Source organism: Niallia sp. Marseille-Q9988 (assembly GCF_976954375.1).
In genome coordinates, this window is record NZ_CDRJSZ010000009.1 from 135,026 (window position 1) to 158,094 (window position 23,069).

General features: G+C 35.1%; 22 protein-coding genes and 1 pseudogene. 22 read left to right on the forward strand and 1 reads right to left on the reverse strand.

What is annotated here, in order from left to right:
• Positions 1 to 123 precede the first annotated feature (123 nt).
• The 19 genes and pseudogenes from ACWNMZ_RS17285 to ACWNMZ_RS17375 all read left to right on the forward strand — a co-directional run bounded on the left by ACWNMZ_RS17285 (position 124) and on the right by ACWNMZ_RS17375 (position 18,870).
• Entirely contained in the window at positions 124 to 537 is a 414-nt protein-coding gene (locus ACWNMZ_RS17285) for a CoA-binding protein (RefSeq protein WP_031538642.1), read from the forward strand.
• A 589-nt stretch (positions 538 to 1,126) separates the two neighbouring features.
• Positions 1,127 to 3,106 (forward strand): DNA topoisomerase IV subunit B, encoded by a 1,980-nt coding sequence (parE, locus tag ACWNMZ_RS17290; RefSeq protein WP_284561089.1) that lies wholly within the window; start codon positions 1,127 to 1,129, stop codon positions 3,104 to 3,106.
• Complete coding sequence (gene parC, locus ACWNMZ_RS17295; RefSeq protein WP_251628235.1) at positions 3,103 to 5,538, forward strand: DNA topoisomerase IV subunit A; 2,436 nt, start codon at positions 3,103 to 3,105, stop codon at positions 5,536 to 5,538. Before parE ends, parC begins: the two co-directional genes overlap by 4 nt.
• Positions 5,539 to 5,963: 425 nt before the next feature.
• A complete protein-coding gene (locus ACWNMZ_RS17300) occupies positions 5,964 to 6,731 on the forward strand; it encodes a hypothetical protein (RefSeq protein WP_031537785.1) in 768 nt (255 codons plus the stop codon).
• A 54-nt stretch (positions 6,732 to 6,785) separates the two neighbouring features.
• Positions 6,786 to 7,886, forward strand: a complete 1,101-nt coding sequence (locus tag ACWNMZ_RS17305; RefSeq protein ID WP_251628236.1) for an AbrB family transcriptional regulator — start codon at positions 6,786 to 6,788, stop codon at positions 7,884 to 7,886.
• A gap of 96 nt (positions 7,887 to 7,982) precedes the next feature.
• The gene (locus tag ACWNMZ_RS17310; protein WP_251628237.1) at positions 7,983 to 8,411 is read left to right on the forward strand and encodes a GNAT family N-acetyltransferase; all 429 of its coding nucleotides are present in this window, start codon (positions 7,983 to 7,985) and stop codon (positions 8,409 to 8,411) included.
• Between the two features lie 144 nt (positions 8,412 to 8,555).
• Positions 8,556 to 8,864, forward strand: coding sequence for a hypothetical protein (locus tag ACWNMZ_RS17315; protein WP_251628238.1), 309 nt, complete (start codon positions 8,556 to 8,558; stop codon positions 8,862 to 8,864).
• Positions 8,865 to 8,884: 20 nt separating this feature from the next.
• Positions 8,885 to 9,256, forward strand: a pseudogene (locus ACWNMZ_RS17320) (HAD family hydrolase); the annotation flags it as partial.
• Positions 9,257 to 9,503: 247 nt separating this feature from the next.
• On the forward strand, positions 9,504 to 10,235 hold the full coding sequence (locus ACWNMZ_RS17325) for a class I SAM-dependent DNA methyltransferase (RefSeq protein WP_031537778.1): 732 nt from the start codon (positions 9,504 to 9,506) through the stop codon (positions 10,233 to 10,235).
• A gap of 18 nt (positions 10,236 to 10,253) precedes the next feature.
• Positions 10,254 to 10,895, forward strand: coding sequence for a histidine phosphatase family protein (locus tag ACWNMZ_RS17330; protein WP_048717473.1), 642 nt, complete (start codon positions 10,254 to 10,256; stop codon positions 10,893 to 10,895).
• 17 nt (positions 10,896 to 10,912) lie between these two features.
• Positions 10,913 to 11,806 carry a GNAT family N-acetyltransferase gene (locus tag ACWNMZ_RS17335; protein ID WP_031537775.1) on the forward strand — a complete coding sequence of 298 codons (894 nt, stop codon included), beginning with the start codon at positions 10,913 to 10,915 and terminating at the stop codon, positions 11,804 to 11,806.
• 27 nt (positions 11,807 to 11,833) lie between these two features.
• Positions 11,834 to 12,361 (forward strand): AAA family ATPase, encoded by a 528-nt coding sequence (locus ACWNMZ_RS17340; protein WP_251628240.1) that lies wholly within the window; start codon positions 11,834 to 11,836, stop codon positions 12,359 to 12,361.
• A 92-nt stretch (positions 12,362 to 12,453) separates the two neighbouring features.
• Positions 12,454 to 13,272 carry a protein phosphatase 2C domain-containing protein gene (locus ACWNMZ_RS17345; RefSeq protein ID WP_251628241.1) on the forward strand — a complete coding sequence of 273 codons (819 nt, stop codon included), beginning with the start codon at positions 12,454 to 12,456 and terminating at the stop codon, positions 13,270 to 13,272.
• Positions 13,273 to 13,447: 175 nt separating this feature from the next.
• The gene (locus ACWNMZ_RS17350; protein ID WP_235251523.1) at positions 13,448 to 14,479 is read left to right on the forward strand and encodes a glyceraldehyde-3-phosphate dehydrogenase; all 1,032 of its coding nucleotides are present in this window, start codon (positions 13,448 to 13,450) and stop codon (positions 14,477 to 14,479) included.
• A gap of 173 nt (positions 14,480 to 14,652) precedes the next feature.
• Positions 14,653 to 15,315, forward strand: coding sequence for a DUF975 family protein (locus ACWNMZ_RS17355; RefSeq protein ID WP_235251522.1), 663 nt, complete (start codon positions 14,653 to 14,655; stop codon positions 15,313 to 15,315).
• A 356-nt stretch (positions 15,316 to 15,671) separates the two neighbouring features.
• The gene (locus tag ACWNMZ_RS17360) at positions 15,672 to 16,388 is read left to right on the forward strand and encodes an ABC transporter ATP-binding protein (protein ID WP_251628243.1); all 717 of its coding nucleotides are present in this window, start codon (positions 15,672 to 15,674) and stop codon (positions 16,386 to 16,388) included.
• Positions 16,378 to 17,550: an ABC transporter permease gene (locus ACWNMZ_RS17365; protein ID WP_251628245.1), complete on the forward strand. Its 1,173-nt coding sequence runs from the start codon at positions 16,378 to 16,380 to the stop codon at positions 17,548 to 17,550. Before ACWNMZ_RS17360 ends, ACWNMZ_RS17365 begins: the two co-directional genes overlap by 11 nt.
• A gap of 22 nt (positions 17,551 to 17,572) precedes the next feature.
• On the forward strand, positions 17,573 to 18,190 hold the full coding sequence (locus ACWNMZ_RS17370; protein ID WP_031537765.1) for an NUDIX hydrolase: 618 nt from the start codon (positions 17,573 to 17,575) through the stop codon (positions 18,188 to 18,190).
• Positions 18,191 to 18,303: 113 nt separating this feature from the next.
• On the forward strand, positions 18,304 to 18,870 hold the full coding sequence (locus ACWNMZ_RS17375; RefSeq protein WP_235251518.1) for a nitroreductase family protein: 567 nt from the start codon (positions 18,304 to 18,306) through the stop codon (positions 18,868 to 18,870).
• Positions 18,871 to 18,914: 44 nt separating this feature from the next.
• Here the strand turns inward: ACWNMZ_RS17375 and ACWNMZ_RS17380 are convergent, their stop codons facing one another.
• Positions 18,915 to 19,979: a DmpA family aminopeptidase gene (locus ACWNMZ_RS17380; protein ID WP_251628247.1), complete on the reverse strand. Its 1,065-nt coding sequence runs from the start codon at positions 19,977 to 19,979 to the stop codon at positions 18,915 to 18,917.
• Positions 19,980 to 20,115: 136 nt separating this feature from the next.
• On the opposite strand from ACWNMZ_RS17380, the gene ACWNMZ_RS17385 reads away from it, so the two are divergent.
• The 3 genes from ACWNMZ_RS17385 to murA all read left to right on the forward strand — a co-directional run bounded on the left by ACWNMZ_RS17385 (position 20,116) and on the right by murA (position 23,049).
• Entirely contained in the window at positions 20,116 to 20,712 is a 597-nt protein-coding gene (locus ACWNMZ_RS17385; RefSeq protein ID WP_031537761.1) for a DJ-1/PfpI family protein, read from the forward strand.
• A gap of 221 nt (positions 20,713 to 20,933) precedes the next feature.
• The gene (locus ACWNMZ_RS17390) at positions 20,934 to 21,716 is read left to right on the forward strand and encodes a DeoR/GlpR family DNA-binding transcription regulator (protein ID WP_251628248.1); all 783 of its coding nucleotides are present in this window, start codon (positions 20,934 to 20,936) and stop codon (positions 21,714 to 21,716) included.
• Between the two features lie 28 nt (positions 21,717 to 21,744).
• Complete coding sequence (gene murA / locus ACWNMZ_RS17395) at positions 21,745 to 23,049, forward strand: UDP-N-acetylglucosamine 1-carboxyvinyltransferase (RefSeq protein ID WP_251628249.1); 1,305 nt, start codon at positions 21,745 to 21,747, stop codon at positions 23,047 to 23,049.
• The last annotated feature ends 20 nt before the right edge of the window (positions 23,050 to 23,069 follow it).

The window sequence follows — 23,069 nt, forward strand, 5'->3', positions numbered from 1 at the left end:
ATCTTTCAGAAAATAGCAATATTTGCTATTGTATAAGGAAGAAAGCTTTAATGGCATTCTATTGTTTTTTCTTCCTGCTTTTGGGGAAACGTATAAAAAATGATTGGAAAAGGAGCGAATATAATGGCAATTAATAATCCGAGTCGAGAAGAAATTGGTGCTATTCTAAAAAAGGCAAAGAGAATTGCGGTAGTCGGTTTAAGTGATAATCCTTCACGAACCTCTTATATGGTATCTGAAGCAATGAAGAATGCAGGTTATGAAATCATCCCTGTTAATCCTACAGTAGATGAAGTGCTCGGCGTTAAAGCTGTAAAAAAATTAACAGACATTGAAGGACATGTTGATATTGTCAATGTATTTAGAAGATCTGAATATTTGCCAGAGGTTGCAGAAGAGTTTGAAAAAATTGACGCAGATGTTTTTTGGGCACAATTAGGTCTCGTACATGAAGAAACATTTAATCAATTAAAAGAAAAAGGCTATACAGTGATCATGGATCGCTGTATTAAAGTGGAACATGCAATGACGAAATAGGATATTATATTAAAATAGATATGGGTGAAAAGCAGAATGGTTATAAAAAATCATTCTGTTTTTTTTGTTCCAACATGCAAAGAATACATAAAACATTCCTGTAATTTGATTAAATAAAACGTTATCATATGCTAAAAATGGAAACTGATTTAATAAACTTATTCGTTTTTCCTAAGAATCTGTGTTAACATAATATAGATAAATAGAGGGAAACCTTTTAAAAAAATACTTTTGCTTTTTTGATGATTGGTATAATATTGGTTTTGCCGGGAAAAAATCGAAAGATAAAATGAAAAAAATGAACGTGAAAAATGAGATTATGTGCTACAATACGATGTAAGAACAATTGTTCTGTTTTGGAATTGGTATCAACAACTGTTTATTAAAAATTCAATAAATTTGAAAGCGAAAAAGAAGGTGGAAAGAGAAGCCTTCTTTTAAGGTCGTCTAATAAAGAAAAGTAGTTATTCCATTAAATTTTAATATTTAAGAGGATAATTCATTTTTTAGACGAATACATAAACAATTGTTCGACATGATACATAGAAAGATAATATGTCGGATTTGTAGAAGTGAAAGGGGTATGTCAGTGGCAAAGAATCAGCAAGCATTCGAATATAATGATGATGCCATTCAAGTGTTAGAAGGATTAGAAGCTGTAAGGAAGCGTCCTGGGATGTATATAGGGAGTACAGATTCTAGAGGTTTGCATCATCTTGTATATGAAATTGTAGATAACGCAGTCGATGAAGCACTGGCTGGATTTGGAGATACGATTATTGTAAAAATCCATCGTGACAATTCCATAAGTGTGAAGGATAAAGGACGTGGAATGCCAACTGGAATGCATAAGATTGGAAAGCCAACACCTGAAGTTATCTTTACCATTCTTCATGCTGGAGGAAAATTTGGACAAGGTGGTTATAAAACAAGTGGTGGCCTGCATGGTGTAGGCGCATCTGTAGTTAACGCGTTATCAGAATGGGTTGTTGTAAATATTAAGCGTGATGGTTTTGTTTATGAACAGCGTTTTGAAAATGGTGGTAAACCTGTTTCGACACTTGAAAGAATCGGGAAAACAAACCAAACTGGAACAACGATTCACTTTAAGCCAGATCCAGCGATTTTTTCCACAACAACGTACAATTATGAAACACTTTGTGAGCGATTAAGAGAATCTGCCTTTTTGTTAAAAGGACTGCGAATTGAAATTATTGATGAAAGAAACAATAAGCAAAGTGTTTTCCATTATGAAAATGGGATTGAAGCATTTGTAGAATATTTAAATGAAGAGAAAGATTCTCTTCATCCAGTTGTTAGCCTAGAGGGAGAGAGCAATGGAATTGAAGTAGAATATGCCTTTCAATTCAACGATGGTTATTCCGAAAATGTTCTGTCATTTGTGAATAATGTTCGTACAAAAGACGGCGGTACCCATGAAGCTGGCGCGAAAACAGCGATGACACGTATGTTTAATGAATATGCTCGAAAAGTCAGCCTCCTAAAAGAAAAAGACAAAAACTTAGATGGTTCTGATATTCGGGAAGGGCTGTCTGCGATTGTGTCTGTTCGTGTACCAGAAGATTTACTACAATTCGAGGGACAAACAAAGGGTAAATTAGGCACAAGTGAAGCAAGATCAGCTGTAGATGCGGTCGTATCTGAACACCTAGCCTATTTCTTTGAAGAAAATCCTGAAGTAAGTTCTCTTTTGATTAAAAAGTCTATTAAAGCAGCACAAGCAAGAGAAGCAGCTCGAAAAGCGCGAGAAGAAGCAAGAAGCGGCAAAAAGCGTAAGCGTGGCGAAGCGGTTCTTTCTGGTAAGCTCACACCTGCGCAATCAAAAAATCCACAGAAAAATGAACTTTATTTAGTGGAAGGGGATTCAGCTGGTGGATCTGCGAAGCAAGGAAGAGACCGTCGTTTCCAAGCGGTACTGCCTCTTCGTGGGAAAGTTATCAATACAGAAAAAGCAAAGCTAGCAGATATTTTTAAAAATGAAGAGATTAATACAATCATCCATGCTATCGGTGCAGGGGTTGGAGCGGACTTTAAGGTAGAGGATGCTAACTATGATAAAGTCATTATCATGACGGATGCAGATACCGATGGAGCTCATATTCAAGTACTTCTGTTAACGTTTTTCTATCGCTATATGAAACCACTAGTTGAAGCTGGGAAAGTATATATCGCTTTACCACCTTTATACAAGGTAAGCAAAGGTTCTGGAAAAAAAGAAGTCATCGAATATTCATGGAGTGATGATGACCTGCAAGATGCGATTAAGAAGATTGGTAAAGGATATATCCTGCAACGTTATAAAGGTCTAGGCGAGATGAATGCAGATCAACTGTGGGAAACAACAATGAATCCAGAAACAAGAACGTTAATCCGGGTGAAAATTGATGATCTTGCACGGGCTGAGCGTCGTGTAACAACATTAATGGGAGATAAAGTAGAGCCACGTAGAAAATGGATTGAATCAAATGTTGCCTTCGGATTAGAAGATGAAGGGAACATTTTAGAAAATGAAAATATTACGGTTGCAGAGGAGGGAAGTCCATCATGAGTTCATTAGAACAATATCGTGATCTACCCTTAGAAGATGTTATCGGTGACCGTTTTGGACGGTATAGTAAATACATCATTCAAGAGAGGGCACTTCCTGATGCGAGGGATGGGTTGAAGCCTGTACAGCGCCGTATCCTTTATGCCATGCATGTAGAAGGTAATACACATGATAAACATTTTCGGAAATCAGCCAAAACAGTCGGTAATGTAATTGGTAACTATCATCCACATGGAGATTCTTCTGTCTATGACGCCATGGTGCGGATGAGTCAAGAATGGAAGGTTCGAAATGTCTTAATTGAAATGCATGGAAATAACGGAAGCATTGACGGTGATCCGCCAGCAGCAATGCGTTATACAGAGGCAAGGCTATCTGCTATTTCAGCTGAATTACTGCGTGATATTGAAAAAAGAACCGTTGATTTCATCCCAAACTTTGATGATACATCCAACGAACCGACCGTTCTGCCTGCAAAATTCCCAAACCTATTAGTGAATGGTTCAACAGGTATCTCGGCTGGATATGCAACAGATATACCACCCCATCACTTAGGGGAAGTAATTGATGGTGTGATTGAGCGAATGGATTCGCCAAATTGTACGGTTGAAGACATCATGAAGCACATTAAAGGACCGGATTTTCCAACAGGCGGTATTATCCAAGGAGTAGAAGGCATTAAAAAAGCCTATGAAACTGGAAAAGGGAAAATTATTGTCCGCGGGAAAACGGAAATTGAAACATTACGAGGCGGCAAACAGCAAATCGTTATTACGGAGGTTCCTTATGAGTTAAATAAGAGCAATCTCGTTAAAAAAATTGATGAATTGCGATTAGATCGAAAAGTAGAAGGAATTGCAGAGGTTAGAGATGAAACCGATCGAACAGGCTTGCGTATTGTCATTGAGCTGAAGAAAGAAGTCGATGCAAACGGGATTTTAAATTTCTTATTTAAAAACACCGATTTGCAGATCACTTATAGCTTTAATATGGTTGCCATTCATAACAAACGTCCGAAACTAATGGGCATCATTGCTTTATTAGATGCCTATATTGAACATCAAAAGGAAACAATTAAACGACGTACAGAATTTGACTTACAAAAAGCCAAGGATCGTCAACATATTGTTGATGGTTTAATTAAGGCGCTATCGATATTGGATGAAGTAATCGCAACGATTCGTGCATCTAAAGATAAACGAGATGCGAAAAATAACTTAATCGCTGCTTATCAATTTACGGAGCCACAAGCAGAAGCAATCGTTTCATTACAGCTATATCGTTTAACGAATACAGATATAACTGCATTAGAAGCAGAGGCTGCAGAATTAGCAGAAAAAATTGAAGAGTGGACCGCAATTCTAGCAAGTGAAAAGAAATTGCTTTCTGTTATTAAAAAGGAACTAAAAGAAGTAAAAAAACGCTTTATTAGTGAAAGACGCACATTGATTCAAGATGAAATTGAGGAAATCAAAATTAATCTTGAAGTATTAGTGGCGAGTGAAGATGTGATTGTAACTGTCACAAAGGATGGGTATATTAAACGAACAAGTCAACGTTCTTACGCAGCAAGCAATGGCCAGGATTTCGGAATGAAGGATACGGATAGAATTCTTTCTAAAATTGATGTGAACACAACAGAAGTAGTATTATTATTCACAGATAAAGGAAACTATTTATATTTACCTGTTCATGAATTACCGGATATACGCTGGAAGGATCTAGGACAGCATATTTCTAATATTATTCCAATTGACCGAGACGAATCAATTATAAATGCTATGCCAATTAAGGATTTTGAACAATCTCAATATCTGCTTTTCTTTACGAAAAATGGAATGGCTAAGAAATCAGAATTGATTAATTATAGAGCACAACGCTATTCAAAACCGCTAGTAGCCATTAATCTTAAAGGTGATGATAAAGTAGTTGATGTTCACCTTACTAATGGCAAACAAGAAGTGTTAATTGCCACACATATAGGTTATTCTTTACGATTCCATGAAGAAGAAATCAATATAGTTGGAGCAAGAGCAGCAGGTGTCAAAGGTATTAATCTAAAAGACAACGATTATGTGGTAGCTGGAAAAGTAATTACAAATCCGCAAGCAGAAAGTATCGTGATTATTACACAGCGTGGTTCTATCAAGAAAATGAAGCTTTCTGAATTTGAATTCTCTGGAAGAGCAAAACGTGGGTTAATTATGCTTCGTGAATTAAAAGCAAACCCACATCGAATTGTTGGTATGGCTGTTGTCAAAGCACAAGATACAGTTTACATACAAACAGAAAAAGGGGAGATAGAATCTGTGAAAATTGCAGAGCTCCGCTTTAATGATCGCTATTCGAATGGCTCCTTTGTTATCGATGAAACAGAGGCAGGAAAGATTATCGAATTGTGGGAAGAAAAAGCTAGTCAAGAGGAAGCATAACTAATAAAAGAGATTCCCAATTTGCAAAGTGTCTTTGCGATTGGGAGTCTTTTTTTGTTTGGTGTATTGGCATTCATTTGTTGAAATACTTGTATTATAGAGCGGGAGCGATTATGAGATATATAGTAAGTGATGAAAGCTAGAATTTGTTGGGATGGATACGGTAAGAATGATGTTCAACAGGGAAATCAAAACCACTTTCGGTAAGAGCTAAGGGAAAAATGGTGTTCATCAAAGGAATGAAAACCACTTTTAACTAGGGTTAAGCGAAAAATAGCGTTCCTGCCTCTCCATCCAAAACCAATACACATATCCAGCATCAAAAAATCAACTATCCGTTATTTTTTAAAAATTCTTTTCCTTACTTACATGATTTTTCCAAAAAAGGACATGCTAAAATTATTATGATGTTAGGAGGTTTTAGCATGAGAAGGGAATTACTTGTTGCTTTGAGTGCTTTCTTTTTAATGACTTTAACTGCTATTACTGGTGTTTATGCAATGGAGAAGGATGAGAAGACCAATAAACTTATCCTAGAAGAAAAAACGGATATTACAAGTGATGGGCAAGAAGAAATGATTCAATTAAAGGGAGATGCTTCAGATCAACCTGAAAATAGTAATTTTTTTAAGGAATTATTTCTTGATGTTTCTATTCAAAAAGATAAGACTGCAACGTTAGCCGTTGAAGGTGGCTTTGATCCTAAATTACATATAATGGATATAAATGATGATCACCATAAAGAATTATTGCTATCTGTATCTGCGAATGAAAGAGGAACAGAGAAGAGTTTTTATTTCTTTCAGTTGCAAGGAAATAAATTAGTAGAATTGCAAAAACCAGAGTTAGCATCAGTAGAAAGCCAGTTTAAGGATGCATATAAAGCAGAATTAAAGATAAATAAAGAAAAAATGTATATTTTTGATTTATATGATCGCAGACATCATTATGAAAAGCTTGGCCTTTACCATAAAGGAAGATTAAATGAACCGACCGAGTTAATCTTATCTCCATTTTCTGAGTTAAAGGTAACTAGACTAAATAATCAAACTGCTATCAAGGGAAAACAACGGATAAGTGGATTAGCTGCTGTTGATACCATTGGCTACTTGGAAACTTGGTGGACTTGGAATAAGCAAGAATGGGTGCTGCAAAAAGTAAAAGTAAAGGAAATAAGCTATAAAGGCAACTAATGATTATCAAAAAATGAAAGTAGTCCTTCATTTTAAGGGAAAATAAGTAGTATAATGAGAGTACTTATTTTTATAGAAGGGATCGAAATCATGTCATTACTTTTATTATGTTTAAGTGCTGTACTTGGAGGATGGGTGTTTCAAGTATGCCAACTTCCCCTTGCTTGGCTACTTGGCCCCATGTTCAGTACGATTCTTTATGTTCGACTTGCCAAAAATTCTCCTAAATTACCTTTCTCTTTTCGAGATATCGGGCTCCTTGTCATTGGATACCTCATTGGAAAGCAATTCACGAAACAGACATTAGTAGAAATGGGTAGTCATTTACCATCGATGCTTTTAATGACTGTTATCATGATTGCTTTTAGTTTAATCCTTGCGTTTATCACTTCGAAGTTAACACACAGCAATTTAAAATCAACTGTTGCAGGTAGTATTCCTGGTGGTTTATCCCAAATGATTGCCATCAGTTCTGAAATTAAAGGAATTGATTTAACTGTTGTAACAGTTATTCAAATAAGCCGTATCTTATCCGTTATCATTCTCGTTCCACTCCTTGTTTATAGCCCGATTTTATATGGAAATCAAGCAACTTCATCAGTAGCTACTACAACAGGCAGTGTAAGCTATCATTGGATGATTTTTCTGCTCCTCTTCTGTTGCTATCTTATCGCAAGCTTAGTGAAAAAGTGGAAGTTTCCAGCACCGTTTATGATTGGTCCGATGCTCCTTATTGCGACAATATCAATTGCTGGGATGGATGTGCCAGCAATTCCTATTACTTTAACCTGTGTTGCGCAAACATTAATAGGTATTCATCTTGGACTGCAAATTAAATTTGGAAATATCGAAAATAAGGCGAAGTTTTTAAGTGTTGTAACGATAACTTCCACTTTACTCGTTCTTTTTTCATTATTACTTGGTTATATTTTAATTAGCCTAGACAGTGATATCTCCTTATTAACTGCATTTATTGGGTTAGCACCTGGTGGAATGGCGGAAATGGCAGTGCTAGGACAATCTGTTCATGCTAACTTGCCGATTATCACAACCTATCAGTTATTTCGCTTATTATTTATCTTATTTTGTGTGCCTATTATTATGAAATGGGGTTTTCAACATGCAGAAAAGCGTTTAGAGGAGCGAAAAGGATAAGTGAATTATCGGTATTTCTTTTTGTATAGCAAATAATTTATTTCATGGATTGAAAATGCTTTTATCTGTCAAATGTATCATGAGGAGGAAAGGGAAATGGAGATAAGAGAAGCAACTTTAAATGATATAAAGGAATTAGCTGTATTGATGGATCAACTTGGCTATCCGACTACCGTTAAGCAAATGAGGATTCGATTACATGCTATTGAAGCTAGTCCCAATCATTATACTTTAGTAGCTTGCTATGAAATGAAAGTGGTTGGGATGATCGGATTTCATACAGATATTCTATACAATAAAGATGGTATTTATGCTAGAGTCATTGCCTTCGTAGTAGGCGCTAATTATCGAAACAAAGGGATTGGAAAGCTATTATTAAATGAAGTGGAAAGTTTTGCGAAAAAAATCGGCGCAGTTGGAATCGTTTTAAATAGCGGAAATCGTAAAGAAAGAGCAAATGCACACCAATTTTATAGAAAAATGGGATATAAAGCTGAGAGCACAGGATTTTCGAAACCTTTGTGAAAGTTCTCACCAGGTTTAAAATTGTAATATTTAAATTTGTTGTTTTTCTAAAATTAGATAAGAATATTTGCGTTTGAAGTAAACGGAATACTAGTAATTGTTGCGGGAAGTTAGTATCCTATTATTTTATCAAGGAGTTTGTCTATGATAATAAATAAACCGTTACGCGGGATATTTTTTGATCTTGGCTGGACAATTTTTCGTCCTTATACTGGTGATTGGAAAATAACTGCAAAAGCTTTAGAATTTATAAATATAGAATTACTTCATTCCATACCAAAGGAAAAGCTTCATATAGCATTTTTAAAAGCAAATGAATGTTTAAAACCTGAAATATACAAAAAGGAAGTGGAGGAACTTGAAAGATATATAAATTTTTATAAAACATTTGGTAAAATGCTGCCTGAAATTAAATTATCTGAACAACAAGCAGAAATAATTGCTTGTGATTAGTATATAACGATTCCAATTATGTTTTTTATGACGATGCAAAAAAGACAATTCAAGGATTGAAAAAAAAGTATAAAATTGGCGTTATATCAGATACAGATCCATCTATTGTGAGAGTCTTAAAAAACGCAGGTTTATATGAATATTTTGATCAGCTGACATTTAATTTCGAACTTGGCGTAAACAAACCAAGTTCATTGATATTTGAGCATGCACTTCAAGGAATGAATCTACCTGCAAAAGAAACAGTATTCATCGATGATTATGAAAAAAACTTGGATAGTGCTGCAAATCTTGGGATACAGCCCATCTTAATTCTTTCAAAACCAAACCTCCAAGAAAGTTCAAAATATCCTAGCATCAATAAGTTATCCGACTTATTGTTATTATTATAAAATCATAGCATATATTTCCCTTTATTTATCATTATTTCAAACCGAACAAGACCTATTTTATTTTTATAAGAATAAGACGAATCCTTTCCAATGGTATAAAATAGAATAGAAACATGTAGATCTTTCAAAGATTATCAGGATAAATTAAAAGGTATACATAATGATGGTCTTCATTTCGGTGAAGAAGGATATGATATTTTAGTAGATTTGATTGTAAAAAAATTCGGGAAATTTGGTAGGTGGATATATGGCATATAAAGGTTCTTCTGTATACGATAATGTGCAATTTTTTGAAAATTACCGAGCTAGAAGAAATCGAGATTCGAGTCCCAATAACAGTATAGAAAGGCCGATTTTCTATGAGCTATTGGGAGAAATGAAAGGAAAGTCTATTCTAGATTTAGGATGTGGAGATGCAAAGTTTGGACTCGAGCTTTTAGGGAAAGGTGCAGAAAGCTATATTGGAGTGGAAGGCTCCAAGCGAATGTTTGACGAAGCTTCCCGGCATGTAAATGGAACAACTGCTTCGGTTTATCTTTCTAAGCTGGAAGATTGGGATTTTATGAATAGCAAGGTCGATATAGTTGTATCCCGTTTAGTATTTCATTATATAAAAGATTTACATACGATTTTTCACGGTATATATAATCAGTTAAAGGAAGATGGGAAATTTGTCTTCAGTGTTCAACACCCACTATTGCTTTCTACAATTGAGAGCGCCGCTTCCTCGGAGAAAAGAACGAATTGGATTGTGGATGATTATTTTTCAATGGGAGAAAGAACAGAGCAATGGATAGGCGAAGATGTAGTTAAGTATCATCGGACAATCGAAGAATATTTTCGGCTGTTAAAGGAAGCAGGCTATAAAGTAACAGATTTACGGGAAGGTATGCCAAAGCAAGAGAACTTTGAGCAAAAAAAAGATTTTGAAAGACGGAAGAGAATTCCGCTTTTCTTGATTTTATCCTGTGAAAAATAAAAAGAAAGGATGTTTGGAATGGATAACGAATTGAGATTATATTTTATAAGACATGGAGAGACCCAATATAATATTGAGAAAAGGATGCAAGGATTTTGTGATTCTCCCTTAACGGAAAATGGGATACTGCAAGCGAAATCTGTAGGAGCTGGTTTAGTAGATATTCCCTTTGTAGCTGCTTATGCAAGTGATAGTCAGCGAGTTTTAGATACTGCTAAATATGCATTAGGTACGAGAAAAATTCAATTAACAAAAGATGTACGATTAAAGGAAATGAATTTTGGTATGTTTGAAGCAATGCTACAGGCAGACATTATTGCGGAGCATGGTGATATTCTGGATAGACTTTTTTCCTTTAAAGATGTGGAAAGTAAAGTGCAAGATGGAGAATCTTTTACTGATTTAATAAATCGAACAAAAGCTGCAGTTGAGGATATCATATCTGCACATAAAGATACTGGTGGAAATATAGCAGTCTTCTCACATGGTGTCACTATTGGCTTTTTGATGAAGTCCCTCTTAAATAGTGAAGGATTCCCCCATCATGACAATTGCTGTGTATCGGTTATCCTTGTGAAAGATGGACAAATGATAGTAGAAAAAGTAGCAGATGCGTCTTTCCGAGATAGTGGAAAGGTATCTTTAAGCATAGAAAAATAATAAAAGAGAGAAAGTAAATGAGCCCCTATTCAATAATATCGAATTATAAAGAAAACATACAATATAAAAAGAGTTTTATAGAATTAGCTAAACAAGTTTTTCAAATCGACTTTTCCAGATGGGATCAGCTTGGTTGCTGGAATGATGACTATATTTGTTATTCCTTTTTAGATGGTGAAAAAGTGATAGCCAATGTTTCGATTAATAAAATGGATATCATCCTTCATAAAAAAGCGTATAAGGCACTTCAGCTTGGTACTGTCATGACACATCCAGACTACCGGAATAGAGGATTATCGGCTAAATTAATCAATCATATTATTTCGAAATATGAACACCAGTATGATTTTATCTATTTATTTGCTAATTCATCTGTTCTTGATTTTTATCCGAAATTTGGATTTGGTAGGTTGCAGGAAAGGAGCTTTCATATGGACTTGACTGTTGGTTGCCATATGAAAGAAGAGAATCCCTCCATTATTCGAAAGTTAGATGTAAATAATAGCCAGGACTTTTGTCTCATGAAAAGACTTGCTGATAAGCGGGCTCCTGTTTCTACCATTTGTGGAGTACAACAGAATACTCATTTGCTATTCTTTTATTTAATCGAAGTTTTTCATGAAATCACTTATTATTTTGAAAAAGAAGATGTTATTGTTATTTATGAAAAAATAGAGGATGAATTACATATATATGATGTGATTAGTGCATCTATTGTAAATATGGAAGCTCTTCTCTCCTCTCTTTTTACGGAAACGATGAATAAAGTGATATTTCATTTTATACCAGATGATTTAAAAAGCAAAGGAAATTATATAGTTGCAGAGAGTTCAGATGTTTTATTTATTCGACATGCGAGAAAGATTGAAAACCTTGAACCAATCCTTTTTCCACTTACCTCTCATGCATAATAATCGGCTATCATAGGGAGGTGTTGAATGGTGAAAACTGCTCCAGCTAAAGTTCATATCATTGGTTCTGTTGGTAGTGGAAAAACAACATTAGCGAAGGAATTATCAACGAAACTAGAAATTCCATATTATGAACTCGATAATGTCGTTTGGATGCGAAAGGAAAATGGAGATAGCAGAAGAACCGAAGAGGAACGAGAGAAATTATTACATGAGATTGTCCAAACAGATAAATGGATTATCGAAGGAGTACATAATGAAGATTGGGTGAATAGTAGCTTCCGACAAGCCGAAATTATTATTTTCTTGGATACGAACTATTTTATTCGAATCTTTCGCATTATAAAAAGATTTATTAAACAGAAGCTTGGTTTTGAAACTGCACATTATCAGCCTACCTTAAAGATTTTCTTTAAAATGTTTCAATGGAATAAACAGTTTGAAGAGGTAAGCAAGGCTCTTTTTTTAGAAAAATATCAAGAGTATCAGGAGAAATTCTACATGGTTAAAGATATAAAAGTTGTTCATCAGAAATTTTTTCATAAGACTTATTGACTTTGTTAGCGAATTAATTGGTTTTTATCCATTTTTATCATAGGGGGAATGGAAAATGGCTAAATGCTGTTTAATATTTGAGGCAGAAAATTATGGAATATAAATGGGTAGGCAGTGACAAGGATTATATCGATGAAATTAACATTCTTCAGCTGAAAAATAATCTAGTATTAGGCAGATTTGGAGGAAATTCTTCTGTAGGTCAATACAAAAATGAAGATGGCTGCTTAATCTGGATAAATGAACAAGATGATTGGGAATTAGCGACCCTTTTAGATGCACATGATACAGCACAAAGCGCAGATTTAGTGATAAAAAGTATGGATGAAAAAAAAGAGGAGATAAAAACAATTCTACAATTGCCACTAAATAAAGTATTCCCACAAATTACTTCTTTTTTCTTAAACCATTTCGCCAGCAAGGAATTTCTAGCGCAATGCAAAATGATTCAAGGAGAAACTGCATGTTTAATCGTTGTGCGAAAAAAAAACTATTTATGGTGGTTATCAATTGGCGACTGCATACTCGCATTAAATCATCCAGAGTTTTCAAAATTGGGAGAATACCAGCAAAATCATCGAAGCTTCTATGAATGGATTGGACAAAATAGTACCTTTCATCAAGATGTGCCCACTTATAATCTAGGTGTGAAAGAATTGAGAAAAGGAATAACACATATCTTCCTTACAACTGATGGACTAATTGAATGCCCCAATACGGATTATCATAAGATAGGATCTATTTTTAAAGGATTTGAAACATTTTCTAATCAAGAGAGTGTCTATTATTTGTTAAAAGACATCAAAAATAAAAATATTCGTGATAGCACTACTATTATATCTTGGTTTGTTCGAAATACCAAAGAAGCTACAACACCGAGTGATTTAGGCTTTAGCCGAGAATCCTCGTGACTTCAATCGTGGGTTGTTGACTAAAGAGATAGTAATGTTTATCTACTCTTAAAACCAAATAAGAAAGAATGATACATCTTATTTCAATAAATAAGATGTATTTTACTTTATATGTGTTATACTTATTGAAGATTAATTATTATTAGTATAACATATTTAAAAAGGAGCGGATGATATGACAATATCAGTAGCAATTAATGGCTTTGGGAGAATCGGAAGAATGGTGCTTAGGAATGCTATTAATGATGAAAATATACATATTACTGCTATTAATGCCAGTTATCCTTCTGAAACGATAGCACATTTAATAAAGTATGACACAATTCATGGGAAATTCCCTGGAAAAGTAGTAACTAAGGATCATTCGATTCTAATAGATGGTCAAGAGATTCTAATAGTAAATAATCGCAATCCAGAAAGATTACCTTGGAGTGAACTGGATATTGATATCGTTGTAGAAGCTACGGGGAAATTTAACAATAGAGATAAAGCAGCAATGCATTTACATGCCGGCGCGAAAAAAGTAGTGCTTACAGCTCCTGGGGTAAATGCTGATGCAACCATCGTAATGGGAGTGAATGAAGAGGTATTAAATATGGATAAACACCATATTATTTCGAATGCCTCCTGTACAACCAATTGTTTAGGGCCAATTGCTAAGGTTATAGATAAACATTTTACGATAAAGAATGGATTAATGACAACGATTCATTCCTTTACAAATGATCAAAACAATATAGATAATCCACATAATGATTTACGGCGTGCAAGATCTTGTGGGCAAAATATTATTCCAACTTCGACAGGTGCTGCAAAGGCTTTGAAAGAGATTCTTCCACACTTAGAAGGGAAACTCCATGGAATGGCATTAAGAGTGCCAACACAGAATGTCTCTTTAGTAGATTTAGTCGTTGATTTAGAAAAAAATGTGACGAGAGAATCAGTTAATCGAGCCTTTGAGAAGGAATCAACGGGGAATTTGAAAGGTATTCTTGCTATTACGGAGGAGCCTTTAGTTTCTATTGATTTTAATACAACGACCGAATCTGCAACTATTGATGCTTTATCGACAATGGTTATCGGCCACAATAAAGTGAAAATACTAGCATGGTATGACAATGAATGGGGCTATTCAAATCGAGTGGTAGATTTAGTCAAGCTTGTCGGAAGCAAAATGATTGTGAAAATGGATAGTCAAGCTGTATAAATGAAAGAAAAAAAGATAGATGCAGAAAGGTAATGTACCTAACTGCATCTATCTTTTTTATTCTCTTGCTAAGCATAGCCTTTTTCCTTTTCATAAATGGGAATATTACGCATATTTATATTTAGGAATGACAGGAGGATGGTTTCATTAATTTGGAATAAGGAGGAATAGAAATGAAAATAAAACAAATTAAAACAGAAGCAAGGCAAGCTCTGAGAGGATATTGGGGAAAAGGTGTCTTCATATCTTTCATTTATTTCTTTGTTAGTATGGTTCTCACAACAATCGTTGATATTTTATTTAGTGGTGGGATACATAATTGGCTTTATCAGGAATACTCTCCTGTCGGCTCTGAATTTGGAAATTTTATCATCTCTCTTTTGTATATTCCTTTAACTGTAGGCATTATTTGGTTTTATCTTGGCTTAGTACGTACTGAAAATCCACAAGTTTCTCAAATTTTTAGCATTTATACAAATGTTGCACTATCTGTGAAGCTGATTGGCACAAATATCATGATTGGCATTTTTACCTTTTTATGGTCCTTATTGTTCCTTATTCCTGGAATTATTAAAGGGTTAGCTTATTCCCAAACGATGTTGCTGTTAAAGGATAATCCAGAGTTTGGAATCTTTGAAGCAATTACTGAAAGTAGAAGAAGAATGGATGGATACAAGTGGAAGTACTTTTTGTTAGGTCTAAGCTTTATTGGCTGGGGACTACTTTGTATCCTTTCCATCGGAATTGGCTTTCTTTGGTTAGTTCCTTACGTATATACTGCTAACGCTACTTTCTATGAGAATCATATTGCAGAAAAAGAAGTAATAGAACTTTAGATTGTTTTTCTATAAACGATTATGGAAATAGAAAAACTTCATTTCTATGGAAGAACTGAGCAGTCTGAATACACAAAAACTCCTGTAGGATCAGCGAGAAAGGTGAGACCCCACAGGCAAAGCCCATAGCCCATGGAAAATGAGTGTATTCAGACCGCGGGTAATAACAACGGACTTTTTTATATAATTCTTTCCAAACACGAACTATTGCATAATATTATTGTATAACCATTCCACTTTATTACTATTGGCAAGTTGTATCTATATGGGAAAAAATACATCTTTCTTATTCAATATAGAAACTTTTTCCTCTTTTCACTCGTATGTACTTGTAACAAGAGAGGGAGGGTGTGGACATGTCTCTTTTACGTGTAGCGATAGAATCAGCTGGCTATGAAAAAAAGAAAGACATCATCAAAGACATTCATTTCGCAATTGAAAAAGGGGAGTTGGTTGGCTTAATAGGACCAAACGGGGCTGGCAAAAGCACAACGATTAAAAGTCTGCTTGGTTTAATGGACCAATTAGATGGAGAGATTTCATCCAAAGATGGTATCACTTATTCTTATTTACCAGAAAGGCCGATTTTTTATGATGAATTAACTTTATGGGAACATCTTGATTTTGTTGCGGCAATGGAAGGTTTAGAAGAACTAGCTTATAAGGAAAAGGCAAATACGTTATTGGATAAGTACAAGCTATCTAAACATGCACATGAAAACCCAACGAAATATTCAAAAGGTATGCAGCAAAAAGCAATGCTCGTTCTTGCGATGATAACGAATCCTTTATTATATATTATTGATGAACCATTTATGGGACTTGATCCAAATGCGATGAAGCATTTCCTAGGATCGATTGAAGCGGAACGAAAGCGTGGCGCTGGAATCCTGATGTCTACACATGTATTAGATACAGCAGAAAAGATATGCGATCGATTTCTTATGATTCATGATGGACACCTCGTTGCCAAAGGCACGCTAGAGGATATACGAAGACAGTGCCAATTGCCAGATGGCTCCTTGTATGATTGTTTTCATATGCTAGCTGAAGGTACTAAGAATGAAAAGTAGGCAGCTATTTTATGATCGTGTAATAAGAAATTGGAAGTTTCAAAGTCAGGTTTTTCGTTCTGTGGCTGATTGGACGGTAGTCTTATATATTCTTATTCCTGCAGTTATTTTTTGTACAGCAGTATATCTTTCATGGTGGAAGGAATTACCTGAATGGCTTGATAACATTCCTTTTATCATCCCGTTTTTCTTCCTTTACCTTCTTTCATGGAGCGGAAATATACGGACCTTTATTGTGGAAGCGGACAAAGTATTTTTGGTGAAAAAGCCTGAATTACTAAGTGGCTTAAAAAGAAGGGCTTATCTTTATTCTTTTCTTCAACAATTGCTTGTCATATGTGCAGGGTTTAGTTGTCTTCTACCTTTTTTGCTTAATTATTATTTGTTAAGCTGGCAGGAGATTATCGTCTTATTTGTTTATTTTCGTTCTTTACAAGCGTGCCTCCTATTTCTGAAATATCCAATCAGAAAAGTTGTCTCTACTTTTCGAAAAAGTATCATCACACTTTGTTTGTTTCTGGTTTTTAATTGGTGCAGTCAATGGATGTATCGTATTATAGATAGTGGTTATCATCTTCCAGTTTATGTTATTTCTATTTCAGTACTTATTTTGTCGATTCTATTAAGTCTGAAAGCGATAGGGAAAAAAGGTTCACTCGACATACATATTGAAATGGAGCAAGAAAGAAAATCGAGTATTACTCAATTTATCTTTATGGCTTCGCCGCAAATAGAAAAGCCAGTGGTGATAAGAAGAAAAAAACCATTACTTTTCCGGAACTCCAAACGAATTTTTAAAAAGCGTACTCCAATTAATGGCTTGATCGAATTGTTTATTAAAATTGTGGTTCGAAATTCAAGTTATTTTTATGGCTATTTTATGTTAATCAATAGTACAACATGGGCTATTATTCTCGTCCCACCCTTGTGGCTAAAATTAACAATTTTTACCGCTTTTTGCTTTATGATGTATGGATGGCTTTTTTCTCTATGGGATAAAGTCTGTCAGTATAATCCATTAATGAATAAATATATGGATCGTGATTTTTATTTTTCAGCAAGGAAAAGAGGCGTATGGATTATGCTCGTTCTAGCTTTATTAGTCATCATCTTATTTTATACAATTGTTTGGTTGTTAAAGGAAATGATTGGTATTGTCTAAAATATAAAAAGGGAGGCATAGTATGGAACAAAAATGGTTACAGTGGGCAAAGCAACTTCAAGCGATTGCTCAAGCAGGCTTGACGTATTCAAAAGATATATATGATTTAGAACGATTTGAAGAGATTAGAAAAATGAGTATAGAAATGATGTCGGAATATACAAAAGTTGATACGTCAATCATTCGTGAACTTTTTGCAAATGAAACAGGTTATGCTACTCCAAAAGTGGATATCCGAGCAGTGGTTTTTAAAGACGAGAAAATTTTAATGGTAAAAGAAAAAACAGATCAGTCCTGGGCGCTACCAGGAGGATGGGGAGATATTGGGTTAACTCCGGCAGAAGTTGCGGTAAAAGAGGTTCAGGAAGAATCAGGTTTCGATGTGAAAGCTGTTAAGTTAATTGGGGTAATAGACAAGAAGTGCCATCCTCATCCACCTTCTCCATACCATGTATATAAGATGTTTATTCAATGTGAGATTATAGGTGGAGAGGCGAAAGAAGGAATGGAAACAAGTTCCGTGGCTTTTTTTGCGGAAAATGAACTTCCGCGTCTATCCATACCAAGAAATACAGAATCACAAATTTTTTTAGCTTTTAAACATTTACATCATCCAGAGGAACCTGCTTATTTAGACTAACCCCTCTTAAAATGAGCATGTAATTATTAAATAGGGAAATCAATTAGTTGATTTGTAATTTTGAAAAAATTAAAATGGAAGGGAACTGAAAAAATTTTTGAGGATGATTATTAATGAACGAAAAAGAAATACAACAATTACGTCAACCAGACCATGAGATTGATCCCATTTTTATCAATCGTTGGTCTCCCCGTTCTTTTTTAAAAAAAGAAGTGCCAGAAGAAGTGTTAATGCGTGTTTTCGAGGCTGCTCGTTGGGCTCCATCTGCTAATAATTCGCAGCCATGGCGGTTTATCCTTGCTCGTACCCAAGCAGAACGTGAACTATTTCATTCATTTATTTTTGAAAGAAACTTAGAGTGGTGCAAAAATGCGCCTGTGTTAGCGGTGCTTATATCAGATAACCAAAATCGGATGGATGCATTTGATAGTGGAACTGCATGGGGATTCTTATCCTTACAGGCAATCAAAGAAGGATTAAAAACACATGCAATTGGTGGCTTTGATAAGGACAAAGCACGAGAAGTATTAAATATTCCAGAAGAGTATAATGTTCAAGTAGCAATTGCCATTGGATATCAAGGAGAGAAGGATGCATTGCCAGAAGATTTTCAAGCACGTGAGCTACCTTCCAATCGTCGTCCGTTAGTCGAAACAATCTTTGAAGGAAAATATAAATAAGAAAAACCAGACGCGGTGTATGAAAACAGGCGTCTGGTTTTTTACTAGTTAAGACTAATTGCATATTTATCGATTAAATCTTTAAGGGCAGGACGCTCATTTCCTTCTCGACCAGTTACATGGGTTGCAGTGATTAAGGAGTTGAGCACTGCTTCTTCTGTTGCCTCACCAACGGCTCTGAAAGCTAAATCAATATCTTCTTCATGGATTGTCGAAACAGGAACGCTTGAAGCTGGCTTTTCGTGAGGTATTTTTGTTGCTGTTGAAAAACCAATGACGATTTCACCACTACCTGTTGTTATGATGGAGCCAGTACGGGAAAGACCAGAAACAGCCCGCTTAATGATGCGGCTTAATTGTCTCTCTGACACTGGAAGGTCTGTCGCAACAATAATAATGACAGAACCTTGATCTTTGTCATTCTTTGCCTGGAGAAGATATTCTTTTAGTTCTTGCCCAATTGGATTCCCCGCTATTGTTAAATCACTTAATATCCCGAAATTAGTTAGAGCGAACACACCAATTGTATATGTCCCATGCTCCATTGTCATTAACCGAGAGGATGTACCAATTCCACCTTTTAATGAATAACAAAGCATTCCTCTCCCAGCACCAACAGAACCTTCTTCAAATTCAATAGATGCATTAGCGATAGCCTCGAAAACATGTTCTTTTGTAATGTTTCGTGCTCTTACGTCATTTAGGAACATATCATTACATTCACAGACAATCGGATTGACGGTTCCAGTCGATCTGCCAATTTCCTCGTTTTGATTTAGCATATATTCAATGAGTGCATCAGCAGTAGTACCAATGCTTAATGTGTTTGTTAAGAGGATAGGTGTTTCAATTGTCCCTAATTCATTGATTTGAATGGTGCCCATCGTTTTGCCGAAACCATTAATCACATGGCTTGCAGCGATTACTTTTTCTTTAAAAACATTTCCTTGATGTGGCAAAATGGCTGTAACACCTGTTTGAATATCACCATTGCTTAATGTAACATGACCAACAGTAACACCCTCAACATCTGTAATGGCATTATTACTGCCCGTTTCTAGTCTACCAACTGTCAACCCGTAATCTCTCACTCTTTTTTGTTGTTTCATTCTATAGCCTGCCTTCCTTTTAGATAGTTTTATTTTTTCAAAAATTAAGAAGGTTATCAAGTTTATTATTAGAATTTACTCCTCTTAATGGGATTATTAGCTATAATGATGAAAGAAAAGATTTAGGGAGGGTAAAATGGAAAATAAACAGTGGAAAGTAGGCATTTTTCTATTTAATGATGTGGAGGTTCTAGACTTTGCAGGTCCATTTGAAGTATTCTCTGTCACGACAAGTGAAGATGGGACGAAACCATTTTCTGTGCATACCATTTCAGAGAACGGACAAATGATACATGCGAGAAATGGCTTGAAGGTGCACCCTGATTTTAGCTTCGAAACGATGCCAACCTTTAATATTTTAATTATTCCAGGAGGGCTTGGGGCAAGAGAGAGCGAAATAAAGAAGGAAAGTGTTATTCATTGGATATCACAGCAAATGGAAGAGGTACAATTTATGACGTCTGTTTGTACTGGTGCATTATTGTTAGCAAAAGCAGGTTTGTTAGATGGAAAAAAAGCAACAACACACTGGGCAAGTCTAGACAGGTTGGAAAACGAGTATCCCGAAGTAAATGTAGTAAAAAACGTTAAATTTGTAGATGAAGGGAATATTATTACTTCAGGAGGGATTTCCGCAGGGATTAATATGTCTTTTCATCTTGGAAAGCGTTTGGTAGGTACTAAATTGATGACAGAAACTGCGAAGCGAATGGAATATGATATAGAGCTTTAATTCAGGGAAACATTACAGATTGAAATTGCTGCTTTTATGCAGCAATTTTTTTATATAGCAATACATAAACATGATTGTTAAATAAAGTTAGGAACATATGTTCTTGGTGCGGGAAAAATGAACAATACGTAATAAAAAAGAAGAAAAATGAATAATAAAATTGACAATGCTTAATAAAACGGAATAATATAAATTTATATCTTATTGGGAAAGGGAAGAATATGTTAGCGGAGGAAAGAAGAAAAAGAATTTTAGAACTTATAGAAAGAGATGGCAAAGTAATAGCCAAAGATTTAGCAATTCAATTTGAGATGTCTCTTGATTCGATAAGAAGAGACTTAACTATTATGGAAGAACAAGGCTTGCTTCAAAAAACATATGGTGGTGCTATTCTTCATGGACCAACCCCTAAAGTACGAACAATGCCACAGAAAGAATCAATCAGATATGGAGTAGGGGCTCCACATGAAAATGCTATTTCAAAATTAGCAGCTTCTTTTATTAAAAAAAATGATACTGTTTTTCTTGGAGGAGCAGGTATTCATTATGGAATGCTAAAGTATTTGCCAAAGGATATCCCTTATACAATCGTCACAAATTCCTTAAAGATTGCAGAACATATTAGAACACAAGAAAATATAAGTGCTTATCTAATCGGAGGAAAATTAAGGGAGGTTTCTTCTGGTAGTATGATAGATTGTCTTGCTATGGAAATGATGCGTAAATTCTCTTTAGATATTTGTTTTTTAACAGGAGGAGGAGTTAATGCGAAAGGAATTAGTACGTCGACTCCTGAAGCCGCAGCATTTGCCCAAACAGTATCAAGTGTTGCCCAAAAAGTAGTATGCCTTGCACCCCATGAAAAAATAGGGCTTGAAATGTTTATGCAATCCATACCAATGGAGGATATAGATATTCTTATCACAGATCTAGGTGCTCCAGAAAAAACAATTCAAGAGATAAAAAAGAAAAAAGCGCAAATCACTTTTGCGGATTTACATTGATTAGAATGAGTGGAATAGGAGATTTATAATGAGATGGATAAACATAGAAGGACCTTCTAAGCTAGAAGGTTCCTTAACAGTACCTGGTTCGAAAAATAGCTCACTCGCAATTCTTGCGGCAGCATGCTTAGCTAGTGAACCCGTAATTTTAAAAAACATCCCAAACATCGCAGATTTTGGAGTGCTTCGTCAAATTGGAGATGAAATTGGATGTGTAATGAATCGAGATAGTTTAGGAGACGTCCATATTGACCCGACTAAAATAAATAATACAATAATTGAACCTGAAAAATCTGGTAAATTCAGAACAGCCTATTATTTTATTGGAGCATTACTCGCTAAATTTAAAAAAGTATCACTAGGATATCCAGGCGGAGATGATTTTGTAAGCAGACCTATTGATCAGCATATAAAGTCATTAGAAAAACTAGGAGCATCATTCACTTTTTATAAAGATTATTATGAAGTAGAAGCTTCTAAGTTAAAAGGTGCAACAATCTATTTTGATACAATTACATCAGGGGCGACAATTAATAGTATGCTAGCAGCCGTATTAGCAGAAGGGGAAACTATTCTATTAAATGCCGCAAGAGATCCTGAAGTAACAGATACAGCGTTATTTTTAAATCAAATGGGTGCAAAAATCATCGGTGCAGGTACAGATACAATCAAAATTAAAGGTGTTAAGCAATTAAATGGCTGTACCTACAGCGTTATTCCTGACCGCCTTATTGCAGGAGCATTTCTGATTTCTTCTGGGATTACGGGAGGCACGATTACAGTAAAAGATATTATTCCAGAACATCTTACTTCCTGTATAACGAAATTAAAAGAGATTGGTGTAGGCATTGAAATAAAAGAAAATAATATTACATCCTTTTTAGATGGTCGAATTAGAGCGACAAGAGTAAGAACCGCTATGTTTCCAGGATTTCCTACGGATTTGCAGCAGCCTTTATCCGTATTGCTAACACAAGCGACTGGAAAAAGTATACTTCGGGAAACTATATATCCGAACCGCTTTAATCATGTATATCAGTTGAACAAAATGGGAGCTAGTATAGAGGTAACAAATGGTGTTGCACATATTAAAGGGAAATCAAATTTACATGGAGCATTAGTTAATGCTTCCGATGTCCGCGCAGGAATATGCCTTATTCTTGCAGGTGTTATCGCAGAAGGAACAACAACGATTACTGGGATTGAACATATTGAACGAGGATACGACAATGCAGTAGCAGCTTTTAATAGTCTAGGAGCAAATATCACTTTACATCATTCTGACGAGATTACAAATGATAGATTGATAGAAGAATTTAAAAAAATTAACTAGTAAAACGAAATTGTATCATC